Here is a 21151-nt window from a genome sequence, read left to right as displayed (position 1 = left end):
GTGTACTGCAGTTCGCCTCGTAAGCGCGATGTCGTGGCCGCGGCTCGCGCCGCTCCTACACCCGCTGCGTTGTGGGCGCGAAGCGGGGCGGCCGTGCGGCCGCCCCGTCGCGGGATCACTTCAAGCGGTCGACGGCCTGATAGATCTCGGCCAGCGAATGGCTGCGGTTGCCGCTAGCGGCGACCGCGGCGATCGCGGCGTCGGCATCGAGGCCGCGTTCGCCGGCCAGACGACGGATCAACACGGCGGCTTCGTCCAACCGCAACTCGCGCACGTTGACGTGGGCGAAGCAACGTCCCGGCCGCACCAACGCGTCGTCGAGATCGCCGACGTTGGGCAGGTTGGTGGAGAAGACGATCTTTCGGCCCTGCGCGCGCACCACGCCGTCGGCGATGGCGAGGAAGCGGTGCAGGTGCTCGTTGCCTTCGGCGCGCGGGCGCAGCAGGTGGTCGGCGTCCTCGACGACGAAGGCGTGGTCGTCGCCGGTGATGAACTTGACGTAGATCTCGTCGCACTCCAGCGCCTTCTTGTCGCCGGTGTACAGGGCCTGCGCGCTGCCTTCGTTGCGGCGCGAGATCTCGCCGAGGATGGCGCGGATCAACCGCGTCTTGCCGGTGCCGGGACGGCCCTGCAGCACCAGCACGGTTTCCTTGGCGCGAAGGTAACGGTCGATGAAGCCGGCGACGTCGCCGATCTCGGGGTAGGCGTCGTCGAGCAGCACGTCGTCGGCCAGTTCCTCGATGTTGGCGCTTTGCAGTTCGCCGTTGCCGCTGAGGAAATGCCAATCGATGGAGAACATCGGCTCGCGGATGCGGGTCGGCTCGAACCGTGCCCGCACGGCTTGAAGGATCGCCTCGGCGCGTTCGACCGAATCGGCCCAGATGCCGAAGTAGAAGGAGCAGTAATCGGCCTTGCTGCCGGCGCGCGCGTCGATGAAGACGCCTTCGCCGTCGAGCAGCAGATTGCGGCCGTTCGGGCGTTGCGCAATCAGGCCGAGGTTGAAGGCGAGGTCGTCGAACATCGCGTCGACGCTGGTGCGCGCGGCCAGGCGCAGCGAGCGATGGATCGGGTAGCGGGCGATGCCGCGATCGAGCGCCTCGGCGAGGCGGGTGTTGAGGATCAGCGAAGGCAGATCCCACAGTTGCTGGTTGAAAAACGCCCCGTAGGGCTGGGTATCGGTACTCATGATGGCGTGGGCGGGCCGCCCGGGTTGGCGCCGCGGCGTCCGTTGCCGCGACTGGAACGTGCCCGGCCGGAAGCGGCCGGGCTGGCGCATTGTCCGGCCGCATGCGGCCGGAAGGAACAGGTAGCCGCTCGGAAGCGACGAACGGAGCGGCCGGACGCGAAGACCTACAGCACCACCGGCGGCTCGCCGCCGACGATGACCACGTCGGCCTTGCGGCGCGCGAACAGGCCCACGGCGACCACGCCGGGGATCTGGTTGAGCGCGGCTTCGAGCTTGACCGGTTCGGCGATGGCGAGGTTGTGGATGTCGAGGATGACGTTGCCGTTGTCGGTGACCACGCCGTTGCCGGCGGCGTCCTGGCGCCACACCGGCTGGCCGCCGGTCAGCGCGACGATCTGGCGCGCGACCAGGCTGCGCGCCATCGGCAGCACTTCCACCGGCAGCGGGAACTTGCCCAGCACTTTGACCTGCTTGGACGGGTCGACGATGCAGACGAACTTTTCGCTGGCCTCGGCGATGATTTTCTCGCGGGTCAGCGCGGCGCCGCCGCCCTTGATCAGGCATTTGTTCGGATCGCACTCGTCGGCGCCGTCGATGTACAGCGACAGTTGGCCGGTGCTGTTGAGGTCGAGCACCTCGATGCCGAGTTCGCGCAGCAGCGCCGTGCTCTGTTCCGAGCTCGACACCGCGCCCTTGATGCGGTCCTTGATGCGGCCCAGGGCCTGGATGAAATAGGCGACGGTGGAGCCCGTGCCGACGCCGACGATCATGCCGTCTTCGATGTAGTCGATGGCTTTTTCGGCGGCCAGGCGCTTGTGTTCGCTCATTGGGTTTCGAGAGTTGGGAGGGAAAGAATGGAGCGGGAATTAGGGGAAAGAAGGGAAGAGGGGAATGGTGGGAACGCGGTGAAACCCGCCATTCCCCTCTTTCCCTGTTCCCTTCATTCCCTTGCTGCAATCACTCCATCGCCAGCAACAACTTCCACTGCGCCGCCGAGACCGGCAGCACCGACAGGCGGTTGCCGCGGCGGGTGAGGGCGAAGTCCTCGCCGAGTTCCTCGGCGCGGGCCTTGATCTCGTCGAGCGCGATGGTGCGGGCGAGCTTGCGTTCGAAGGCCACGTCCACCAGCAGCCAGCGCGGGTCTTCGCGCGTGCTCTTGGCGTCGTAGTAATCGGACTTGGGATCGAACTGGGTCGGGTCGGGATAGGCTTCGGCGGCGATGGTGGCCAGGCCGACGATGCCGGGGATCGCGGTGTTGGAGTGGTAGAACAGAACGCCGTCGCCGATCTTCATGCCGTCGCGCATGTAGTTGCGGGCCTGGTAGTTGCGCACGCCGTTCCATGGCTCGGTGCGCACGCGTTCTAGATCGTCGATGGAGAAAGTGTCCGGTTCGGACTTCATCAGCCAGTAGCGGCGTCGTGCGGTCATGCGGGGGGCTCGCAAGGTTCGGGATGCAGGGGCAGTTGCATCGCGGTTGGGGGATCAGGCGTACAGCGCGGAGCGGCAATCCACGGTGCCTGCTTCGGTGCACACGGCGTCCAGCGCGACATCCCAGTCGGCGGCGTCGAGTCGTTCGACGCGCTGTAACTCGAAAGCGGCGCCGACCAGCCAGGGGGGGGCGGGGCGGCGTTGACGGAAAGCGAGGCTGCGATCGTACCAGCCGCCGCCCATGCCGAGCCGGTGGCCGCGGGCGTCGAAGCCAACCAACGGTAGGACAATCAGGCTCATGTCCTCGGGCCGAAGCAACGAACTGTCAGCCAACGCCGGTTCCGGTATACCGAACCGATTGGCGACCAGATCGTCCCCCGGCCGCCAGGGCGCGAAGCGCAGGCTCTGGTCCGCGTGCAGCACCGGCAGGCAATAGACGCAGTCCTTCGGCAAGCGCAGCTGCCACGCGTGCAGGGCGATTTCGCCGTCGGTGGCCCAGTAGCCGGCGACATAGCCCGACTGCGGCGCGAACGGCAGCGCGAGCAACTGCGCGGCGAGCGCTTCGGCGCCGCCGATGCGGGCGGCGGCGGGTTGGGTGCGGCGGCGCTCGCGCAGTTCGCGGCGCAGGGTGGTGCGGTCGTCCGTCATGCGATCGGGGGGCTCGGCATGGTGGGGGCAGGGCGAAGTCCGGCCAGCGTACATAAGGAAACGGGCGCGAAATCACCTGGGGTGACGTCGCGCCCGTTCCGGAAAGAGTAGTCCTCCGCCAATGGCGATGCTTGCGAAACGACCTTGAACCCGGGGTTCAAGTGGGAACGCTTGGACGCCTTCGGGCTTCCCGCTGCTAGGCGGACTTGCACTCCGGGCTTCCGGCGCGTCCCCGGTGTCGTCATTAAGGGACAAGGCGAATGTTTGCGCACGCCGTCGCGCACAGCAGAGGACGTGCGCGCAGTATAGCGCGCGAGTGCCGTCGGGCGAATCCGCTCGTCGGCGATGGTTCATGGCCTCGATGCTAGGCGGCATGAACAGGGATTCGCGTGACGCGCGTCGCGCGGTTTTCTGGCGCGCGCGCCCGGTATCGGCGCGGCGTGGCGCGAGCGCGAAGGATGCGAATGGCGCGCTCGCGCCGACGGGCGGCGCGGCGGATCGCTCCGCGGCGCGGCGGCGTCGATCAGCGCGCGGTGGCCGCCTCGAACAGGCTGTCGAGCTTGCGGTGCAGATCGTCGAGCGTGCGCGCGAGTTCGCGCTCGCGGCCGCCGCTTTCGCCGCGCAGCTGTTGCAGTTCGTGGGCGAAGTTGAGCGCGGCCAGCACGGCCACGCGGTCGAGCGCGGCCATGCGGTTGCCGCCGCGGATTTCGCGCATCTTGCCGTCGAGCATGCGCGCGGCGGCGAGCAGGTCTTCGCGCTCGTTGGGCTCGCACCCGACCGTGTACTCGCGGTCGAGCAGGCGGATGCTGACGGCTTCGCTCGTCGTACTCATGCGGGCAGGCTCATGGGCGAGGTCGGGGACGGCGGATACAAAGGGGCTCAGGTGTGCTGTTCCAAGGACTTGAGCCGGGCGATCATGGCTTCGACCCGGGTGCGGGCTTGTTCGTTCTTGGCCAGCAGGGCCGAACGTTCGCCGATCAGCTGCTCTTGTTGCTGGCGCAGGCTGCGGTTCTCGTCGCTGAGCCGGCGCACGCGGTCGCCGAGTTCGTCGACCCGGGCGAGCACGGCCTGCAATTCGGCGATGAGTTCGGCGCGATCCATCCCGGCACGATGGCAGGAGCGGGCGGGGGCGGTCAAGGCGGGGCCTGAACCGGTCGCGCCGCGGTGCGCCGTGGCGCGACGACGGGCGCCCGAATCGCCGGGACTTCGCGGGACCTGTGAGCCCGCAGGAAGGCGGTACGCCGCGCGGCCGGTGTGGCGTGCCGGGCCGCGCGACGTAGCCGCCGGGGAGCGGTGCGACGGCGGCGCTCCGCTCGGGACGCCACCATCGCGGCGGACGCACCCACCCACCGGCCGAAGCCGGCGGCCAAGGCGCGCCCGCGGCGGCTCAGGGCCGCAGTTCGAACAGCGCCGGCAGCGGCGGCCGGTCGGAGGGCACTTTGCGGAAACGGCCGAAACCGGCGGCCGCGGCCATCTCGCGGGCGCGCTTCTCGCCCATGAACGCGCCCAGCCCGGCGCCGTGGTGGGAGAGCGAGCAGGTCATGCAGTACAGCGTGCTCTGCGGGTACATCACCCGGCCGAACAGGTTCATGTTCTCGTGCAGTTCTTCCGACAGATTGAGCTCGACCATCAGATAGGTGCCGTCGTCGGCCGTGGTCGCGCGCAGGTCGCGCAGCATCTGCTGCGGGTCGGCGGCGTCGTGGATGACCACGAAGGTGGTGACGAAGTCGAACTTCTGCCCGACCACCGCATCGGAATCGGCGACCTCGAAGCGGACCCGGTCGCCGACGCCGGCGGCTTCGGCGTTGGCGCGGGCGCGTTCGATCGAGGGCAGATGGAAGTCCACGCCGACCACGCGCGCCTTCGGGAACGCCTGCGCCATCGTGATCGCGGCCAACCCGCTGCCGCAGCCGAAGTCGAGCGCGGTGCCGCCGGCTTCGAGCTTTTCCTTGACTCCGTCGAGCGAGGGGATCCAGCGCTGCACGAGGAAATGCTTGTACCAGGGCATGGTCATGCGCTCCATGCCTTGCCAGGTTTCCAGCGGATAGGATTCCTCCGGCGCGCCGCCGCCGTTGCGGAAGGCTTCGGCGATGCGCGGGGCCATGCTCACGAACGGCACGCTGAGCTGGAGGATGCCGCCGGCGAAGTAGGGCGAATCCTCGTCGGCCAGCACCGGCGCGTACTCGGCCGGCAGACGGTAGCGGCGGGTTTGCGCGTCGTAGTGGACGTAGTGGCCGGTGGCCATGGCGCCGAGCCATTCGCGCAGGTAGCGCGCGTTGAGGCCGGTGTCGGCGGCCAGTTCCTCCAAGGTCACCGCGCCCAGGCGGGCCAGCGCCTTGAACAGGTCCAGGCGGTCGCCGAGATACAGCATGGCGCCGCGCAGGGTGTTGCCGTAATCCTCCATGATCCGGGCCGAGAATTGCTCGACCTTGCTGTGGTCCATCGCGTTGCCTTCCGCCATTGCCGTGTCTCCCGGTCTCGTAGTGTGTGGGTGCGATTGATGTCAGTAGCGGCGGTGGCCGGCTTCGGTCAGCACGCTGTCGACGATGGCCTCGGCCATGCCCAGGTGCGCCGCGGGTTCGAACAGCCGCGCCAGCCGGCCTTCGCCGACCGCGGCGAGCACGCGCGGATCGGCCTCGACCGCCTCGCGGATCGGCACGCGATCGCGCTGGCAGGCCTGGGTGAGCTCGAAGATGATTTCGTAGGCGCTGCTCTTGCCGAGCTTGCCGGCCATCTCGAACACGAACGCTTCCATGCAGATCGAGTCGCTGAAGTCGCGCGCGTTGCGCTCCATCTTGGCGTCGTTGACGGTCAGGCCGGCGACGGTCTCGGTGAGCAGGCGGATCGCGGTCAGCGCGTAGTGCGAGACGTCGGCGACCGCGCACCACTCCAGGCGGGTGCCGCGGTAATCGCGTTCGTGCTCCAGGATCATCGCGTCCAGCGCCAGCATCACCTGCGCCTTGGCCAGCCGCGCCATCACCACCACTTGCTCGCAGCCTTCCGGGTTGCGCTTGTGCGGCATGGTGCTGCTGCCGATCTGCTCGGCGCTCCAGCCGACCTCGACCTCGCCGATCTCCCAGCGGTTGAGCGTGCGGATCTCGTCGGCGACGCGCGCCAGCGAGGCGGTGGCCATCGCCAAGGTGCTGACGAATTCGGCGACGCGGTCGCGAGCGACGTGCCAGCCGGCGAGCGGCACGTCCAGGCCGAGCCGGCGCGCGAACGCGTCCAGCAGCGGCAGCGCGCGCGGCCCGAACGCGGCCATGGTGCCGACGCCGCCGAACAACTGCACCACCAGGATGCGCTGGCGCGCTTGCTGCAAGCGGTCGCGGTGGCGCAGCAGTTCGTCGATCCAGCCGGCGACCTTGAGCCCGAACGTGGTCGGCAGCGCCGGAATCGAGTGGGTGCGCGCGACCATGACCGAGCCGCGGTGCTGATCGGCCAGCACCGACAGCTTGGCCAGCAGCAGGTCGAGTTCGCCGTCCATGGCGTCGAGCACGTCGCGCATTTCCAGCGATTGCGCGGTGTCCTGGATGTCCTGGGTGGTGGCGCCGTAATGGACGAACTCGCGCGCTTCCGGGTTGCATTGGTCCTGCAGCGCGCGCAGCAGCGGCATCAGCGAATGGCCGGTGCGGGCGACGCCGTCGGCGATGCGCTCGACGTCCATCGCCGCCAGCCGCGCGCAGCGGCGGATCTCCACCGCGGCCTGACGCGGCACGATGCCGACTTCGGCCTGCGCGAGCGCCAGCGCGGCTTCGACGTCGAGCCAGCGCTGCAGGCGGCAGCGGCTGCAGAAGATCGCCCGCGTCGCCGCGCCGGCGTAGCCGCCGCCGTGGGTGGGCGAGTCCAGGGCGTGGCTGTGTTCGTGGCGGCAATCGGCCAGGGTGTGGTCGGCGCCGGCGGCGCAGTGCGCCTGAGCGGCGTACGCGGCCAGCGGGCGCGTCGCCACGGGGGCTATCGCGACTAGCGTTTGGGGTTCCATCGCAATCCTTCCTTCCGTTCGGGAGTGGGCGGGGTGGAAACGCTTTGCTTTGCGGCGCATCAGGCGCTCGCGGCGTGCGGTCGGGCGGTGCGCTCGGCGCGTTCGGGCGGGGACGATCCGGCGGCGACGCGTTCGACCATCGCCGCGGCCAGGCCGGTGTAGGTGACCGGATCGAGCAGGGCCTCCAGCGCGCCGGGCGCGAATTCGGCGCGGATGCGGACGTCGGCGAGCAGTGCGTCGCGGAACGCGATCTCCTCGCGGCGCGCGTGCATCGAGGCCTCGTGCACGAGTTCGTGCGCGGTCTGCTTGCCGACCCGCTCGCCCAGCGCGAGCATCACCCGCTCGGACAGAATCCGGCCGCCGAGCAGATCGAGGTTCTCGCGCATGCGCCGCTCGCGCACGTCCAGCCCGGCCGCGAGCACTTCGTCCATGCGCGCCAGCAGCGCGCCGGTGTAGACGAAGATTTCCGGCAGCGCCGCCCACTCGATCCGCCACGCGGTGCCGTCGCGTTCGTGCTGCTGGAACGCGGCGTCGGTGAGCGCGACCATCTGCGCGCGGATCAGCCGCGACAAGGCGCTGATCAAGTCGATGGTCGAGGGGTTCTGCTTGTGCGGCATGGTGCTGGAGCCGATCTTGCCGGCCGGCGCCGCTTCGCGGACCTCGTCGATCTCGGTGCGCTGCAGGTGGTAGACCTCGTTGGCGATGCGGCCCATCGTCACCGCGACCTGCACCAGCAAACCGGCCACGTCGAGGATGCGGTCGCGCGCGCTGTGCCAGCTGGTCAGCGGCGCGGCCAGCCCGAGCTTGGCCAGCGCGCGCCGCTGCAGCTCCAACCCGTTCTCGCCGAACGAGGCCAGGGTGCCGACCGCGCCGGTGAGGTTGCCGGCCATGACCCGCGCGCGCGCCTGCTCGAACCGCTGCAGGTGCCGGTCGATCTCGTCGACCCACACCGCGACCTTGTAGCCGAACGTGGTCGGCAGCGCCTGCTGGCCGTGGGTGCGCGCGACCATCGGCGTGCGCTTGTGCGACAACGCCAGTTCGAGCAGCCGCGCGCGGATCGAATGCAGCCGCGCCAGCACCCGTTCCCAGGCCTCGCCGACCTGCAGCATCAGGCCGGTGTCGAGGATGTCCTGGGTGGTCGCGCCGTAATGCACGAACTCGCCCCAGGGCGCGCGGCACAGCGCGGCCAGGGCGCGGATCGTCGGCACTAGCACGTGGCCGGTTTCGCGGCTTTGCCGGCCGAGCGCGTCGAGGTCGAATAGTTCGGCGCGCGCGGCGCGGGCGATTTCCTGCGCCGCTTGCGGCGGGATCGCGCCCATCTCGGCCTGGGTCGCGGCGAGCGCGCGCTCCACGTCCAGCCATTTCTGCAGCTGGTTGCGGTCGCTGAAGATCTCGGCGAAGTCGGGATCGGAGTAGACGCCTGCGTACAGGCGCGATTCGGTGGCGTGGCTGGGCATGGCGGCGGGCTCGGCGGTGGCGGCGACGGCGGCGGCGTTGCTGGCGAGGAGGCTTACGGCACGCGCTGCATCTCCTCCCAGACCGCGTCGTAGTACGCGCGCTCGACCCGGAAGTGCTGCGCCAGCGAGGTCAGGAACGACTTCTGGAAGCCGTGATCGGGCAGGCGCTTGGCGATCAGCGACCACTCGCGCTTGGCCCGCGGCGGCACCAGGCTGACGTGGATGCGGTAGTACTCGGCCTCGTCCTCGCTCAGGCCGGCCTTGAGCAGCGCCTTGTAGAGCTTCTCGTGATTGCCGGGCACCACGATCTCGGTGATGTAGAACACCGCCAGCCCCCAGCCCACGTCGGGATTGCGGAAGCTGCGCACGCGGTTGTTGAGGTAGGCGATCTCTTCGGGCAGGGTGCTGACCGCCTGGAAATCCGCGTCCAGATCGATCGCCTTGAGCAGCTTGGCGAGCAGGCGCGGGTGCGAACCTTGTTCGTTCTCTTCGCCGAGTTCGCCGTACAGATAGCGGCCCAGCGCCGCGGCTTCGTCGACGTCGACCAGATTGACCAGCAGGTCGGCGGCGTCGCGGTACAGGCGGAAGGTGCGGAACCACTGCCGGCGCAGGAACACCTGCAACTGCGCGCGGCTGGCGCGGCCTTCGAAGATGTATTCCGACATCGGGTGCTTCTCGCGCGAACGCGAGGCGACTTCCTGCTCGATGCGGGCGAGGAATTCGGCTTCCGACAGCGGCTCGGGCACCTCGGCCGCGGGGATGTGGCGTTCCTCGATCCGATACGCTTCGTTGGACAGCCAGCGGCGGGTCAGCGCGGTGCCGGTGTCGTCGCTCAGCGAGAGGATGTAAAGCAGCTTCTGATATTCCTCGTTCGCCGCCGACTCGCCCTTGAGCGCGTCCTCGGCCAGCGCCGACAAGGTCTTGCTGGCGGTTTGCAGATGCGCGAACGGCGCTTCGGGATCGAGCGCGCGGGCGAGGATGCGGGCGCGGTTGCTTTGCAGGGCGTCGAGTTGCGGCAACGAGTGGTTGCGCTCGGCGGTCGGGAGGTCGGTGGCGATGGCGTTCAGGGCGGCGTTCATGGCATCGGCTCAGTGGACGGAGGGGCCTTGCATCTGGCGCCACAGCAGATCGAAGTAGGCGCGGTTGATGTCGAAGTGGCGGGCCAGCGACTGCATGAAGGTGCGCTGGAAGGATTCGCTGTGCGCGTACTTGGCGATCAACTCCCACATCTCCTCGGTGTCGATCTCGTCCTGAGTGCCGTGCAGGCGGTGGAACTCGCTCGGGCCTTCGGGCACGCCCATGCGCTGGAGCAGTTCGTAGATGCGCAGATGGTTGACGCAGCTGACCGACTCGACCGCGTACAGCAGCGACAGCCCCCAGGCCACGTCGGTGTGGCGCACGCAGCGGATGCGGTTGTTGAGATAGGCCTTCTCCAGCGGATGCAGCGCGGCGAAGTCGATCTCCAGCGGGATCTCGAAGTGCACCATCAGGTGCGAGAGCAGCGCCGGGTGCGAGCGCTCGGGCGTTTCCGCGCCGGCTTCGCCGTAGAGGTTGCGGTAGAACACCGAGGCGTCGCGGATGTCGGGGAAGCGGAACGCGAGCTCGGCCAGCAGGCTGTAGAAGTTGTACGAGCGGTTCCAGTGGTGCTGCAGGAAGCTGCGCACGTCCTGCTCGGACGGCGTGCCCTGGAACAGGTGCTGCGACATCGGGTGGCGCACGCGGGTGCGCGAAGCGATCTCGGCGTCGATCGCGGCGCGGAACGCGTCCACCGAGACCGGCTGGAAGTCGGGCAGCGCGGGCGCGAATTGGTCTTCGACGGTGTAGATCTGGCTGGCGAGCCAGCGCCGGGTCGGTTCGCTGTGCGGTTCGCCGGGCAGGTGCAGATCGAGCAGGATGGATTGGTACTGGGCGTAGGCGTTCTGGTCGCCGGCGAGGCCTTGGCGCACCAGCGCCAGCAGTTCGTCGGCGGCGAGCGCGATCTGCGCGTTGCTGGCGCCGGGACGCAGCGCGTCGGCGAGATAGTCCGGCGTATGCGCGGCCCGGGCGGCGGCGCGCGGCGGCGCGGCGCTGGCGTGTTGCGGGTCCAGGATCATGGTGGCGGTGCTCATGGTTCCCTCTGGCTGGCGGATGGATGGCGCGCGCACGCCGTCGCGGGCGCGCAGGCGGACGCGCCGCGACCGGGCGGTCGCGACTGGCGGGTGGTCGTTGGAGCGGCGGATCCGGAGCGAGCGGATCGCTAAGGTGCGGGTGGTCCGGAGCGTTCGATCTGAAGCGTGAGATCTAAGACGTGTAGGACGTGCGGCTTTGCCAAGCGCCGAGTTACAAGGCGCCGATTTACCGAGCGCGGATTTGCGAAGCGCGGATCTATGAGGCGCCCATTTGCGAAGTGCGGATTTGCGAAATACGAACCTGCGAACTGCCGATCTGAAAAGCGTGGATTCGACGCGACGCGGGACTGCGATGCGAGCCCCGCGCAACGGCCGCCCGGCATGGGCGAGCGGCCGTTCCCCTGTGGATCGGCGTCAGCGCGCGGCCGCCGTGCCGGTGTCCAGGAATTCCTGGCGGCATTGCGCCGAGCAGAAGTAGTAGCCCACGCCCGCCTGCACGGCGTGGTGCGGCGTGGTTTCGATGTTCACCTGCATGCCGCAGACCGGGTCGACCGCGCCGGCCGCGGTGTCGGTCTCGCAGGTGCGCGCGGCCGAGCAGCAACTGCGCGCGGCTTGGGGGCCATCGGAGGGTGTGTCCAATGGGTGCGAACCGCTCATGTTCTTCTCTCCTTCCAGTGCATTGACGATAGGGCAGCATTCGACCGCGCCGCGGCCGGGACACGAATCGAGCAGCACTTGCAGCAGATCGCGGATGTGGCTGAGTTCGGCGATCTTGGCCTCGACGTCGGCGAGCTTCTGCGTCGTCGCCGCGTTGACCCCGGCCATGTCGCTGCCGCGGCTGCCGAGCAGGGCCAGCAGTTCGCGGATTTCGGCGAGGGTGAAGCCGAGGTTCTTGGCGCGGCGGACGAATTGCAGCCGCGCCACGTCCTTGGTCTCGAAGCGGCGGTAGCCCGACATCTGGCGCATCGGCAACGGCAGCAGCCCCTGGCGTTCGTAGTAGCGCACCGTATCGATGCCGACGCCTACGCGTTGCGCGAACTCTCCGATCTTCATCTCCACCTCCGTGTTCTTGGCGCTCGGTGTGCGGCCAGTGTTCGGTCTGGACCATAGTCCAGGGTCAAGCCTTTAGTCAGGCGCCAGGTCCGGATGAATATTGACCGCCTTGGCTAATCCGAAACGTTCGGCCGATCCGCCGTTGTAAATCGCGAATGGTTGCGATTCGTGCGGGAACGCGCCGCGTTCGCGCCGTGACGGCGTTCGCGTTCGCGCATGCACCCGCAGGGAAGGTCGGCGGCGCGCACCGGCGCCGGTCAGAACGCCGCGCGCACGCTCTGCGGCGGCTGCCACTGCTTGATGAAGGCCAGGCAGGCGTCGGCTTCCAGCGGCTTGGCCAGCCAGTAGCCCTGGATTTCGTCGCAGCCGTGCGCGCGCAGGAATTCCATCTGCTCTTCGAGTTCGACGCCTTCGGCGACCACGTTCAAGCCCAGCGAATGGGCCATGGTGATGACGGTGGTGGTGATGGCTTCGTCGTCGGGATCGCGGGTCAGATCGCTGATGAATTCCTTGTCGATCTTCAGCGTGTTGATCGGCAAGCGCTTGAGGTAAGCCAGCGACGAGTAGCCCGTGCCGAAGTCGTCCACCGCCAGCGCCACGCCGAGTTCGCGCAGCGCCTGCATGGTGTTGGAGGTGTGCGCGGCGTTGGACATGACCACGCTTTCGGTCAGCTCCAGTTCCAAGCGCCACGGCGGGATGCCGCTTTCGCTGAGCGCGCGGGCGACCATCTTCGGCAAGTCGCCGCGCAGCAGCTGGATCGCCGAGACGTTGACCGACACCGAGAGCTGATCGAGCCCGTGCTGGCGCCACTGGCGCAGGCGGTTGCAGGCTTCGCGCATCGCCCATTCGCCGATTTCCAGGATCAGCCCGCTTTCCTCGGCCAGCGGAATGAACTGGGTCGGCGGGATGTTGCCGTACTCCGCGCTCTGCCAGCGCAGCAGCGCTTCCACGCCGGTGATGCGCGCCTCGGGCAACGACAGCCGCGGCTGGAACACCAGCCGCAGTTCGTTGCGGTCCAGCACCTTACGCAGCGCGGCGGAGATCGTCGCGCGCTGGCGGATCTCGATGTCCATTGCCTCGGTGTAGCGCATGAAAGTGCGCCGGCCGGCGGCCTTGGCCTGATACATCGCGGTGTCGGCGTGCTTGAGCAGGTCGGTCGGCACCTGGGCGTGGTCGGGGTAGACGCTGATGCCGATCGACGGCGAGATCGCCACGTCGTGGCGTTCGTCGAAATCCAGCGGCGCCTCGAACGCCTTGATGATGCGGCGGGCCACGTCCTCGGCCTGCTCGGGCGTGTCGAGGTTTTCCAGCACCACGGTGAATTCGTCGCCGCCCAGGCGGGCGACGGTGTGTTCGGCGCCGACGGTTTCCTGCAGGCGCACCGCGGCCGCGCGCAGGATGCGGTCGCCGGCGGCGTGGCCGAGCGAGTCGTTGATGTCCTTGAAGCGGTCCAGGTCGAGGAACAGCAAGGCGATGCGGTGGCCGTGGCGGCGCGCGCGCACGATCGCCCGCGACAGGCGCTCCGACAGCAGGGTGCGGTTGGGCAGGCTGGTCAGCGTGTCGTAGTTGGCGAGGTAGCGCAGTTCCTGTTCGGCGCGCTTCTGGTCGGTGATGTCGGTCAGCACCGCGACGTAGTGGCCGCGCTGGCCGCTGCTGTCGAGCACGATGGACGCCTGCAGCCAGCACAGGAATTCGTTGCCGTCCTTGCGCTGCTGCCAGATCTCGCCCGACCAGCGGCCGCTGCGCTGCAGCTCGTCGCGCATGTCCGAATAGAACTCCGGATCGTGCTGGCGGCTGTCGAGCAGGCCGGTGGTCTGGCCGATGACCTCGTTCTCCGGGTAGCCGGTCATGCGCGAGAACGCGGGGTTGATCGAGACGAACACGAAGTCGCGGTCGAACACCGCCACCGCTTCGGCCATCGAGCGCAGCACCTCGCTGGCGATGCGGCGTTCGCGCTCGGCGCTGCGCACCGCGGTGACGTCGCGGCCGGTGCCGGCGACGCGCACCGGGTGGCCTTCGCCGTCGCGTTCGACCACGCGGCCGCGCGCCCGCACCCAGCCCCATTCGCCCTTGGGCGTGCGCATGCGGTGCTCGGACAGGAACAGCGCGGCATCGCCCTTGAGGTGCTTGCGCAGCAACTCGGCCACGCGCGGCAGGTCGTCGGGATGGATCTCGTGGTCGTCGGCGATGTCGGCCTGCACGCCGATTTCCGGCGACTGCGCGTTGTGGTCGTCCACGCGCATGCGGTGCAGTTCGCGGCGCTTGAGGTCGTAGTCCCAGAACTGTTCGCCGGAGGCCCACAGCGCCAGCTTCAGGCGTTCTTCGCGTTCGCGGATTTGGGTGAAGTAGCCGCGTTCGCGCTGGCGCGCGCGGTGCCAGCGCCAGCCGAAGGTCAGCAGCACGCCGAGCGCGGCCAGGGCCGCGGCGGCGATCGCCAGCGGATGCCGCCACAGCGGCGGATCGACGCTGACCGGGATGCGCAGTTCCTGGGTGTTCCACACGCCGTCGCGGTTGGTCGATTGGGCGTGGAACGTATAGCGCCCCGGCGGCAGGCGGGTGTAGGTAATGTCCTGGCGCGGGCCGTTGTCGATCCAGTCGCGGTCGAAGCCCTCCATCCGGTAGCGATAGCGGATGCCGCTGTTGGGGCCGAAGTCGAGCGCGCCGATGCGCAGGCGCAGGATGCCGGCGCCGTCGGGGATTTCCAGCTTCGCCGATTGCCACAGCGCGCTGGCGCCGGCGCTGGTGTCCGAACCGATCCAGGCGCCGAGCAGGCGCACCGGCGGGGTGTAGCGCGAGTCGGCGATGCGCGCCGGGTCGAACAGATTGAGCCCGCGCACGCCGCCGAAGGCCAGGCGGCCGTCGGCCAGCGCGGCGACCGCGCCGGCGTTGAATTCCAGGTCCTGCAAACCGTCGGCCAGACCGTAGCGGCGCACCAGCGAGGCGCCCGGGTCGAAGCGCAGGATGCCGTTGTCGGTGCCCAGCCACAGGCGGCCGTCGGGGCGCTCGGCGATGGTGAACGCCACCGGCACCGGATGATCGCCCAGCACTTCGGCCAGCGGATGCTCGAAGCGGATGCGGCCGTCGCCGAATTCCACCACCCGGCTCAGGCCGGCTTGGGTGCCGATCCAGATCGAACCGTCGGCGGACTGGTGCAGCGCGCGCACGTTGTTGCCCGGCAGGCTGTCGGCCTGATCGGTGATGTGGCGGTAATGGCGCAGGTAGCCGGTCTTGGGATCGAGCAGGTCCAGGCCATCGCCGGTGCCGAACCAGATGCGGCCGTTGCGGTCTTCCAAGATCGCGTTGACGCGCGGATGGCTCAGGCCCTTGGGATCGCCTTCGCGGTAGGCGTAGCGCACCAGCACGCCGCTGTCGGGCAAGTAGTGCAGCGCGCCGATCTCGTCGCCGCCCAGCCACAGGCTGCCGTCGCGGGCGAAGCGCAGCGAGCGCAGGGCCGCGCCTTGGTAGCCGCGCAGGTCGACCGGTTCGATCCGGCCGGTGCCCGGGTCCAGGCGCAGCAGGCCGCCGGAGGTGGCCAGCCACAGCCGGCCCGGCGGACTCGCGCGGCGCGCGGGCGCGGCGTCGGCGTCGGCCGCGCGCTCGGGTTCGCGCGCGATCGCCAGCACCTGCCGCGAGGCCGCCGGCAGCAACGGGGTCATGTCCTGGAAGCGGTCGCCGGACAGGTCGTAGCGGCGCAGATGGAAGTTGTCGGTGCCGATCCAGATCGCGCCGCTGTCGTCCTGGGCCAGGGCGCGGATGCTGGCGTCGGCGGCGGCGCGGTCCGGGCGCGCGTCTTCCAGGTCGAGCACATAACTGAAACGGGTGCCGCGCGGATCCGCCACGGCCACGCCGCGGAACAGGCCGCCGGCCCAGAGCAGGCCGCCCTGGTCGATCATCAGCGTGTCGATGGTGTCTTCCGGCAGGCTGGCCTCGACCCCGGGTTCGGCGTGGATGCGCTGGCTGTGCCCGGTTTCCGGGTCGTAGCGGTACAGGCCGCTGCCGAAGCCGGCGATCCACAGCCGGCGGTCGTGGGCCTCGACCAGGGCGCGCGCGTCGCGCAGGCCGGCCAACGCCTCGTCCTCGATCTTGACCAGCACGCCGGTGCGGCCGTCGAGCCGGTACAGGCCGTCGCCGCCGCCGGCCCAGAGCACGCCGCGGTGGTCGATGGTCAGGCTGCGCAGCGCGATCGGCGCGCCGATGCGTTCGACCCGGCCGTCGGCCGCGATCCGGTGCAGGCCGGCGGCGCTGGCGAACCAGGCGCTGCCGTCGCGGCCCTGGGCCAGACCCTGCCAGGGCGCGGCGCGGGTGGCTTCGCCGGGCAGCGCCAGCAGCAGCTCGCGCGCGCCGGTCTGCGGGTCGAGCCGCTCCAGGCCGGCGAGGGTGCCGATCAAGACCTGATCGCGCCACGGCAGCAGCGACACCACTTGCCGCCCGGCCTGCGACTCGGGCGCGCCGTAGCGGTGGATGCTGCCGCTGGCCAGATCCAGCCGCGCCAGATACTCCGAATGCGTGCCGACCCACAGCGCGCGCTGGCCGTCCAGGGCCAGCGCGGTGACGTAGCTGTCGGGCAGGCTGGCCGGGTCGCGCGGGTCGTGGCGGTAGGCGACGTAGCGCTGGCCGTCGTAGCGGTGCAGGCCGCCCTGGGTGCCGACCCAGACGAAGCCGTGCGCGTCCTGCTCGAACGCGGTCACCGAGTTCTGGCTCAGGCCGAGCTCGCTGCCCAGGCGCGAGAAATAGAAATCGCGGGTCGCCGCGGCCACGCGCTGCGGCCACGCCGCCGCGCACAGCAGGGCGATCAGAGCGGCGGACAACAGGGCGGCGGGGGAGAAGGGACGCACGGACACCGTGGCGCGATCACGCACAAGAGCCGCAGTGTAGGCAGGCGCTGATGGCGGCAACAAGCTCCCGCGCGGCGCGATCGCATCGCGGCCGCCGCGGCGCGGGCGAAACCGTGCGCTAGGCGCGGGCTCGCGGGCCTCGCGTGTAGGCCGCGTGAGGGCCGGCGCGGCGCCGGCCGCGCGCGCTAAACTGCCGGCATCCCCCCTCATTGGCGTGCCCGTGCCCGCGAATCAACTTCCCCTGTTGTCCGAGGTCGAGGCCGAGAGCCAGGCCCTGACCCTGAGCACCTCCGCTTCCGAACTGCACGGCGCGCTGTGCGGCTGGCTCGCCGGCGGCGGCGCCGACGTGCGCGAATGGCCGGCCAAGGTGCTCGCCGACGCCGCGACCGCGACCCCGGCCGCCGGCGGCGCGCTCGACCGCCTGCGCCTGGCCAGCGCCGCGCAGATGGGCGACGACGAATTCGGTTTCGAATTGCTGCTGCCGGGCGCCGACGCCTCGCTGAGCGAGCGCAGCGGCGCGCTGTTCGACTGGTGCCGCGGCTTCCTCGGCGGCTTCGGCCTGGCCGCGGGCGCCGCGCCCAGCCTGTCGGAAGAAAGCCGCGAGGCCTTGACCGACCTGGCCAAGTTCGCCGCCACCGCGCCGCAGGAAGAAGGCGACGAGGAAGACGAAGAAGCGCTGACCGAACTGGAAGAATTCGTGCGCATCGCCGCGCTCGGCCTGCACGGCGACGTGGCCCTGGCCGCGCGCCGCCGGCAGCGGTTGAACTGACATGCTCGCCGCGCTGACCATGCCGGCCAAAGCCTACGCGCGCCGGCGCCGGCAGATGATGGAAATGGCCGGGCCGGACGCGATCGTGATCGTGCCCTCGGCGCACGAGCTGATCCGCAGCCGCGACACCCACTACCCGTTCCGCCAGGACTCCGACCTGAGCTATCTCAGCGGTTTCCCCGAACCCGAATCGGTGCTGGTACTGGTGCCCGGCCGCGTCCACGGCGAAGTGCTGCTGTTCTGCCGCGAGCGCGACCGCGAACGCGAAGCCTGGGATGGCCCGCGCTACGGCCCGGAGGACGCGGTCGAGGCGTTCGGCCTCGACGACGCGTACCCGATCGCCGACCTCGACGACATCCTGCCCGGGCTGCTGGAAGGCCGCTCGCGGGTGTACTACCACTTCGGCCGCGACGCCGAGTTCGACCTCAAGCTGATCGGCTGGCTCAACCGGGTGCGGGCGATGGTGCGCCTGGGCGCGCAGCCGCCGCACGAGTTCCTCGAACTGGGCCATCTGCTCGACGAACTGCGCTTGTTCAAGGACCGCGACGAACTGCGCTTCATGCAGCGCGCCGCCGACATCAGCGTGCTCGCCCACGAAGCGGCGATGCGCGCGGCGCGGCCGGGCGTGCACGAGTACGAGCTGCAGGCCGAGATCGAGTGCGTGTTCCGCCGGCACGAGGCCGAGTCCGCCTACGGCAGCATCGTCGGCGCCGGCGCCAACGCCTGCGTGCTGCATTACCGCGCCAACAACGCCCAGGCCCGCGACGGCGATCTGATCCTGATCGACGCCGGCGCCGAGTACCGCGGCTACGCCGCCGACATCACCCGCACCTTTCCGGTCAACGGCCGCTTCAGCGCCGAACAGCGCGCGCTGCACGATCTGGTCGGCGCCGCCCAGGCCGCGGCGCTGGCGCAGGCGCGGCCGGGCGCGACTTACGAAGCCGGCCACAACGCGGCGGTGGAAACGCTGACCGAAGGCTTGCTGCGGCTGGGCCTGCTCAAGGGCACGCTGGAGCGCAACCTCGCCGACGGCCACTACAAGCGTTTTTACCGGCACAAGACCGGGCATTGGCTGGGCATGGACGTGCACGACGTCGGCGAATACCGCATCGACGGCGACTCGCGCCTGCTCGAACCGGGCATGGTGTTCACCATCGAGCCCGGGCTGTACGTCTCGCCCGACGACAGCACGGTCGAGCCCAAGTGGCGCGGCATCGGCATCCGCACCGAGGACGATGTGGCGATCACCAAGGACGGCCACGAAGTGCTGACCGCACGCTTGGCGCGCAGCGCCGACGAGATCGAAGCGCTGATGGCGCAGCGGCGCGCGGCTTAAACGCAGCGACTGTAGGAGCGGCGTAAGCCGCGACCGCGGCATCTCGCTTGCGACGAAGGTTACGTCGTAATCGCGGTGCCGCGGTCGCGGCTTACGCCGCTCCTACAGGGTGCGCCCGTCACTCGCGCGGGCCCAGCGTCTCCATCACCAACTCCACGAACCGGCTCAGCTTCGGCACCGGCTGGCGGTCGCGCGGGTACAGCAGGTGCACCGGGCGCGGCGGCGGCAGATCGTCTTCGAACAGCGGCACCAGGCGGCCGGCGGCGATGTCTTCGGCCAGCAGGACCTCGGGTTGCAGGACGATGCCGCAGCCGTCCAACGCCGCGCGGCGCAGCGCTTCGCCGTGGTTGGAGGCGAAGCGTCCGCCCAGTTGCAGCGCCTCGCCGCCGAGGCTGGCGAAACGCCAGCCGGCGTTGGGATGCCACAGCAGGTGGTTGAGGCAGCTGTGCCCGGCCAGTTCCGCCGGGCGGCGCGGGGTGCCGCGCTCGCGCAGGTACGACGGCGCCGCGCACACGACCATCCGGTACGGCCGCAGCGGCCGCGCGACCAGATGATCGGAATCGGCCAGCGGGCCGATCCGGATCGCCGCGTCGATGCCTTCGGCGATCAGATCGGTCATGCGGTCTTCCAGCGCCAGATCCACGCTCACTTCGGGATAGGCGCGCAGGTACGCGGTGACCAGCGGCGCGATCGACACCGTGCCCAGGGTCAGCGGCGCGCTGATGCGCAAATGGCCGCGCGGGCGGGCGATGTCGCCCAGCCGCTCGCTCACCGTTTCGGCGCGGCGCACCTGTTCCAGCACCTGCCGCGCCTCGACCAGGAACGCGGCGCCGACTTCGGTCAGGCGCTGCTTGCGGGTGTCGCGCTGCAACAGCCGCGCGCCCAGGCGCTCTTCCAGTTGCCGGATGTGCTTGCCGACCATCACCGACGACAGCCGCTGCGCCTGCGCGGCCGCGGCGAAACTGCCGGTGTCGGCGACCGAGACGAACACCGCCATCGCGCGCAGCAGGTCCATGGCTAACTCAGGGTTAGGGGTGCGCGAAATGCTAGCGCATTCACCGCGCGCGGCCCGGGGCGCAGACTGGCCCGGTGTTTTCCATTTCCCCCTCCGAACAGGACTCCCGCTCATGAAGATCCTTCTCGTCGGCGCCAGCGGCACCCTCGGCGGCGCCATCGCCCAGACCCTCTCGCAGCACGAACTGCTGCTCGCCAGCCGCAGCAGCGCCCAGTACCCGGTGGACATCACCGACGACGCCAGCGTCGAAGCGCTGCTGCGCAAGACCGGCAAGCTCGACGCCATCGTCTCCGCCGCCGGCGTGCTGCACTTCGGCCCGCTGAGCGAGATGACCGCGGCGCAGTTCTCCGTCGGCCTCAACGACAAGCTGCTCGGCCAAGTGCGGTTGGCGCTGCTCGGCCAGCATTACCTCAACGACGGCGGCTCGATCACCCTCACCACCGGCATCGTCTCGGCCGAGCCGATCCGCGGCGGCGCCAACGCCAGCGCGGTCAACCGCGCGCTGGAGGGCTTCGTCGCCGGCGCCGCCTGCGAACTGCCGCGCGGCCTGCGCATCAACGCGGTCAGCCCGAACGTGCTGACCGAATCGATGCAGGCTTACGGCGCGTTCTTCCCCGGCTTCGAGCCGGTGCCGGCCGCGCGCGCGGCGCTGGCCTATCAGCGCAGCGTCGAGGGCGTGCAGACCGGGCGCACCTTCACCGTTTGGTGAGGCTCACGGCGGATCGGGCAGGCGCAGCGAGGCCTGCCCGAGCACGTAGCGCCAGCCGCGCGGCGTGCGCGCGTAGGTGTCGCTGTACCAGAGCTTGTAGTCGAACGGTTCGCCGTCGGTGCGGCCCTTGAGCCACAGCTTGGCGGTGACCACGCCGGTGTCGCCCCACACGCGCACGCTGCGTTCGCTGGCGTCCTGGCGTTCGTAGACGGTGCGGCCGGCGCGGGCTTCCTCGAGCAAGGCGGCCTTGTCGCTGATTTGGCCGCGGCCGCTGACGAGGACGAAATCCTCGTGCAGGATCGCGGCCATCGTCGCCGCGTCGTTGGCTTTCACCGCGGCTTGGTAGCGGATGTCGAGCGCTTCGAGCGCGGCGCGATCGGCGGCTTCGGAGGCCGCGGCGGGCGAGGGCGCGAGCGCGCCGGCGATGCTGCCGGCGAGCAAGGAAACGGCGAGGGCGGCGTGCATCGGCGGGCTTCCGGTGGCGAGGACCGGGGCATGGTCGCGCCGGCGCGGCGGGCGCGCTCGCCGGATTCGGACACGGTCGCTTCGCCGCCGCCCGGCTTCGGCCGGCGGCGATCCGACACAACCCTCTCGCGCTTAAGGCGCTCCGACGAATGCCGCGCCGCGC

The 21151-nt window shown here is 70.0% G+C and carries 18 protein-coding genes and 1 other RNA gene; 3 read left to right on the top strand and 16 right to left on the bottom strand.

The window, feature by feature from the left end; translation table 11 throughout:
* Nucleotides 1–115: 115 nt before the first annotated feature.
* From J5226_RS25060 to J5226_RS24995, 14 genes are all read right to left on the bottom strand, one after another.
* Nucleotides 116–1186 carry an ATP-binding protein gene (locus J5226_RS25060; RefSeq protein WP_215837792.1) on the bottom strand — a complete coding sequence of 357 codons (1071 nt, stop codon included), beginning with the start codon at nucleotides 1184–1186 and terminating at the stop codon, nucleotides 116–118.
* A 164-nt stretch (nucleotides 1187–1350) separates the two neighbouring features.
* Nucleotides 1351–2013: a ribose-5-phosphate isomerase RpiA gene (gene rpiA / locus J5226_RS25055; protein WP_215837791.1), complete on the bottom strand. Its 663-nt coding sequence runs from the start codon at nucleotides 2011–2013 to the stop codon at nucleotides 1351–1353.
* 130 nt (nucleotides 2014–2143) lie between these two features.
* A complete protein-coding gene (locus J5226_RS25050) occupies nucleotides 2144–2614 on the bottom strand; it encodes an EVE domain-containing protein (RefSeq protein WP_215837790.1) in 471 nt (156 codons plus the stop codon).
* A gap of 54 nt (nucleotides 2615–2668) precedes the next feature.
* Entirely contained in the window at nucleotides 2669–3262 is a 594-nt protein-coding gene (locus J5226_RS25045; RefSeq protein ID WP_215837789.1) for a 5-formyltetrahydrofolate cyclo-ligase, read from the bottom strand.
* 108 nt (nucleotides 3263–3370) lie between these two features.
* Nucleotides 3371–3557: non-coding RNA, 6S RNA (gene ssrS / locus J5226_RS25040), on the bottom strand.
* Nucleotides 3558–3785: 228 nt separating this feature from the next.
* The gene (locus J5226_RS25035) at nucleotides 3786–4094 is read right to left on the bottom strand and encodes a cell division protein ZapA (RefSeq protein WP_215837788.1); all 309 of its coding nucleotides are present in this window, start codon (nucleotides 4092–4094) and stop codon (nucleotides 3786–3788) included.
* Between the two features lie 47 nt (nucleotides 4095–4141).
* Nucleotides 4142–4363, bottom strand: a complete 222-nt coding sequence (locus J5226_RS25030) for a TIGR02449 family protein (RefSeq protein ID WP_215840569.1) — start codon at nucleotides 4361–4363, stop codon at nucleotides 4142–4144.
* A 286-nt stretch (nucleotides 4364–4649) separates the two neighbouring features.
* Nucleotides 4650–5723, bottom strand: coding sequence for a class I SAM-dependent methyltransferase (locus J5226_RS25025; RefSeq protein WP_215837787.1), 1074 nt, complete (start codon nucleotides 5721–5723; stop codon nucleotides 4650–4652).
* A 42-nt stretch (nucleotides 5724–5765) separates the two neighbouring features.
* Nucleotides 5766–7208 carry an adenylosuccinate lyase family protein gene (locus tag J5226_RS25020; protein ID WP_215837786.1) on the bottom strand — a complete coding sequence of 481 codons (1443 nt, stop codon included), beginning with the start codon at nucleotides 7206–7208 and terminating at the stop codon, nucleotides 5766–5768.
* 92 nt (nucleotides 7209–7300) lie between these two features.
* Nucleotides 7301–8698, bottom strand: a complete 1398-nt coding sequence (gene purB, locus J5226_RS25015) for an adenylosuccinate lyase (RefSeq protein WP_215837785.1) — start codon at nucleotides 8696–8698, stop codon at nucleotides 7301–7303.
* A 53-nt stretch (nucleotides 8699–8751) separates the two neighbouring features.
* Entirely contained in the window at nucleotides 8752–9777 is a 1026-nt protein-coding gene (locus J5226_RS25010; RefSeq protein ID WP_215837784.1) for an HOASN domain-containing protein, read from the bottom strand.
* A 9-nt stretch (nucleotides 9778–9786) separates the two neighbouring features.
* Entirely contained in the window at nucleotides 9787–10806 is a 1020-nt protein-coding gene (locus J5226_RS25005) for an HOASN domain-containing protein (protein WP_215837783.1), read from the bottom strand.
* A 414-nt stretch (nucleotides 10807–11220) separates the two neighbouring features.
* Nucleotides 11221–11859, bottom strand: a complete 639-nt coding sequence (locus J5226_RS25600; RefSeq protein WP_215837782.1) for a MerR family DNA-binding protein — start codon at nucleotides 11857–11859, stop codon at nucleotides 11221–11223.
* Between the two features lie 257 nt (nucleotides 11860–12116).
* Nucleotides 12117–16700, bottom strand: a complete 4584-nt coding sequence (locus J5226_RS24995; RefSeq protein ID WP_215837781.1) for an EAL domain-containing protein — start codon at nucleotides 16698–16700, stop codon at nucleotides 12117–12119.
* 208 nt (nucleotides 16701–16908) lie between these two features.
* On the opposite strand from J5226_RS24995, the gene J5226_RS24990 reads away from it, so the two are divergent.
* Nucleotides 16909–17463 carry a UPF0149 family protein gene (locus J5226_RS24990; protein WP_215837780.1) on the top strand — a complete coding sequence of 185 codons (555 nt, stop codon included), beginning with the start codon at nucleotides 16909–16911 and terminating at the stop codon, nucleotides 17461–17463.
* 1 nt (nucleotide 17464) lies between these two features.
* Nucleotides 17465–18799: an aminopeptidase P N-terminal domain-containing protein gene (locus J5226_RS24985; RefSeq protein ID WP_215837779.1), complete on the top strand. Its 1335-nt coding sequence runs from the start codon at nucleotides 17465–17467 to the stop codon at nucleotides 18797–18799.
* Between the two features lie 118 nt (nucleotides 18800–18917).
* Here J5226_RS24985 and J5226_RS24980 read toward each other — a convergent pair whose 3' ends face one another.
* Nucleotides 18918–19814, bottom strand: a complete 897-nt coding sequence (locus J5226_RS24980; RefSeq protein WP_215837778.1) for a LysR family transcriptional regulator — start codon at nucleotides 19812–19814, stop codon at nucleotides 18918–18920.
* Nucleotides 19815–19926: 112 nt separating this feature from the next.
* Between J5226_RS24980 and J5226_RS24975 the strand changes: the two genes are divergently transcribed.
* A complete protein-coding gene (locus J5226_RS24975) occupies nucleotides 19927–20523 on the top strand; it encodes a short chain dehydrogenase (protein ID WP_215837777.1) in 597 nt (198 codons plus the stop codon).
* 3 nt (nucleotides 20524–20526) lie between these two features.
* Here the strand turns inward: J5226_RS24975 and J5226_RS24970 are convergent, their stop codons facing one another.
* Nucleotides 20527–20988, bottom strand: a complete 462-nt coding sequence (locus tag J5226_RS24970; RefSeq protein WP_215837776.1) for a nuclear transport factor 2 family protein — start codon at nucleotides 20986–20988, stop codon at nucleotides 20527–20529.
* Nucleotides 20989–21151 lie beyond the last annotated feature (163 nt).

Source organism: Lysobacter sp. K5869 (genome assembly GCF_018847975.1).
Lineage (GTDB): Bacteria > Pseudomonadota > Gammaproteobacteria > Xanthomonadales > Xanthomonadaceae > Lysobacter.
This window is presented reverse-complemented; position numbering and strand designations above follow the sequence as displayed.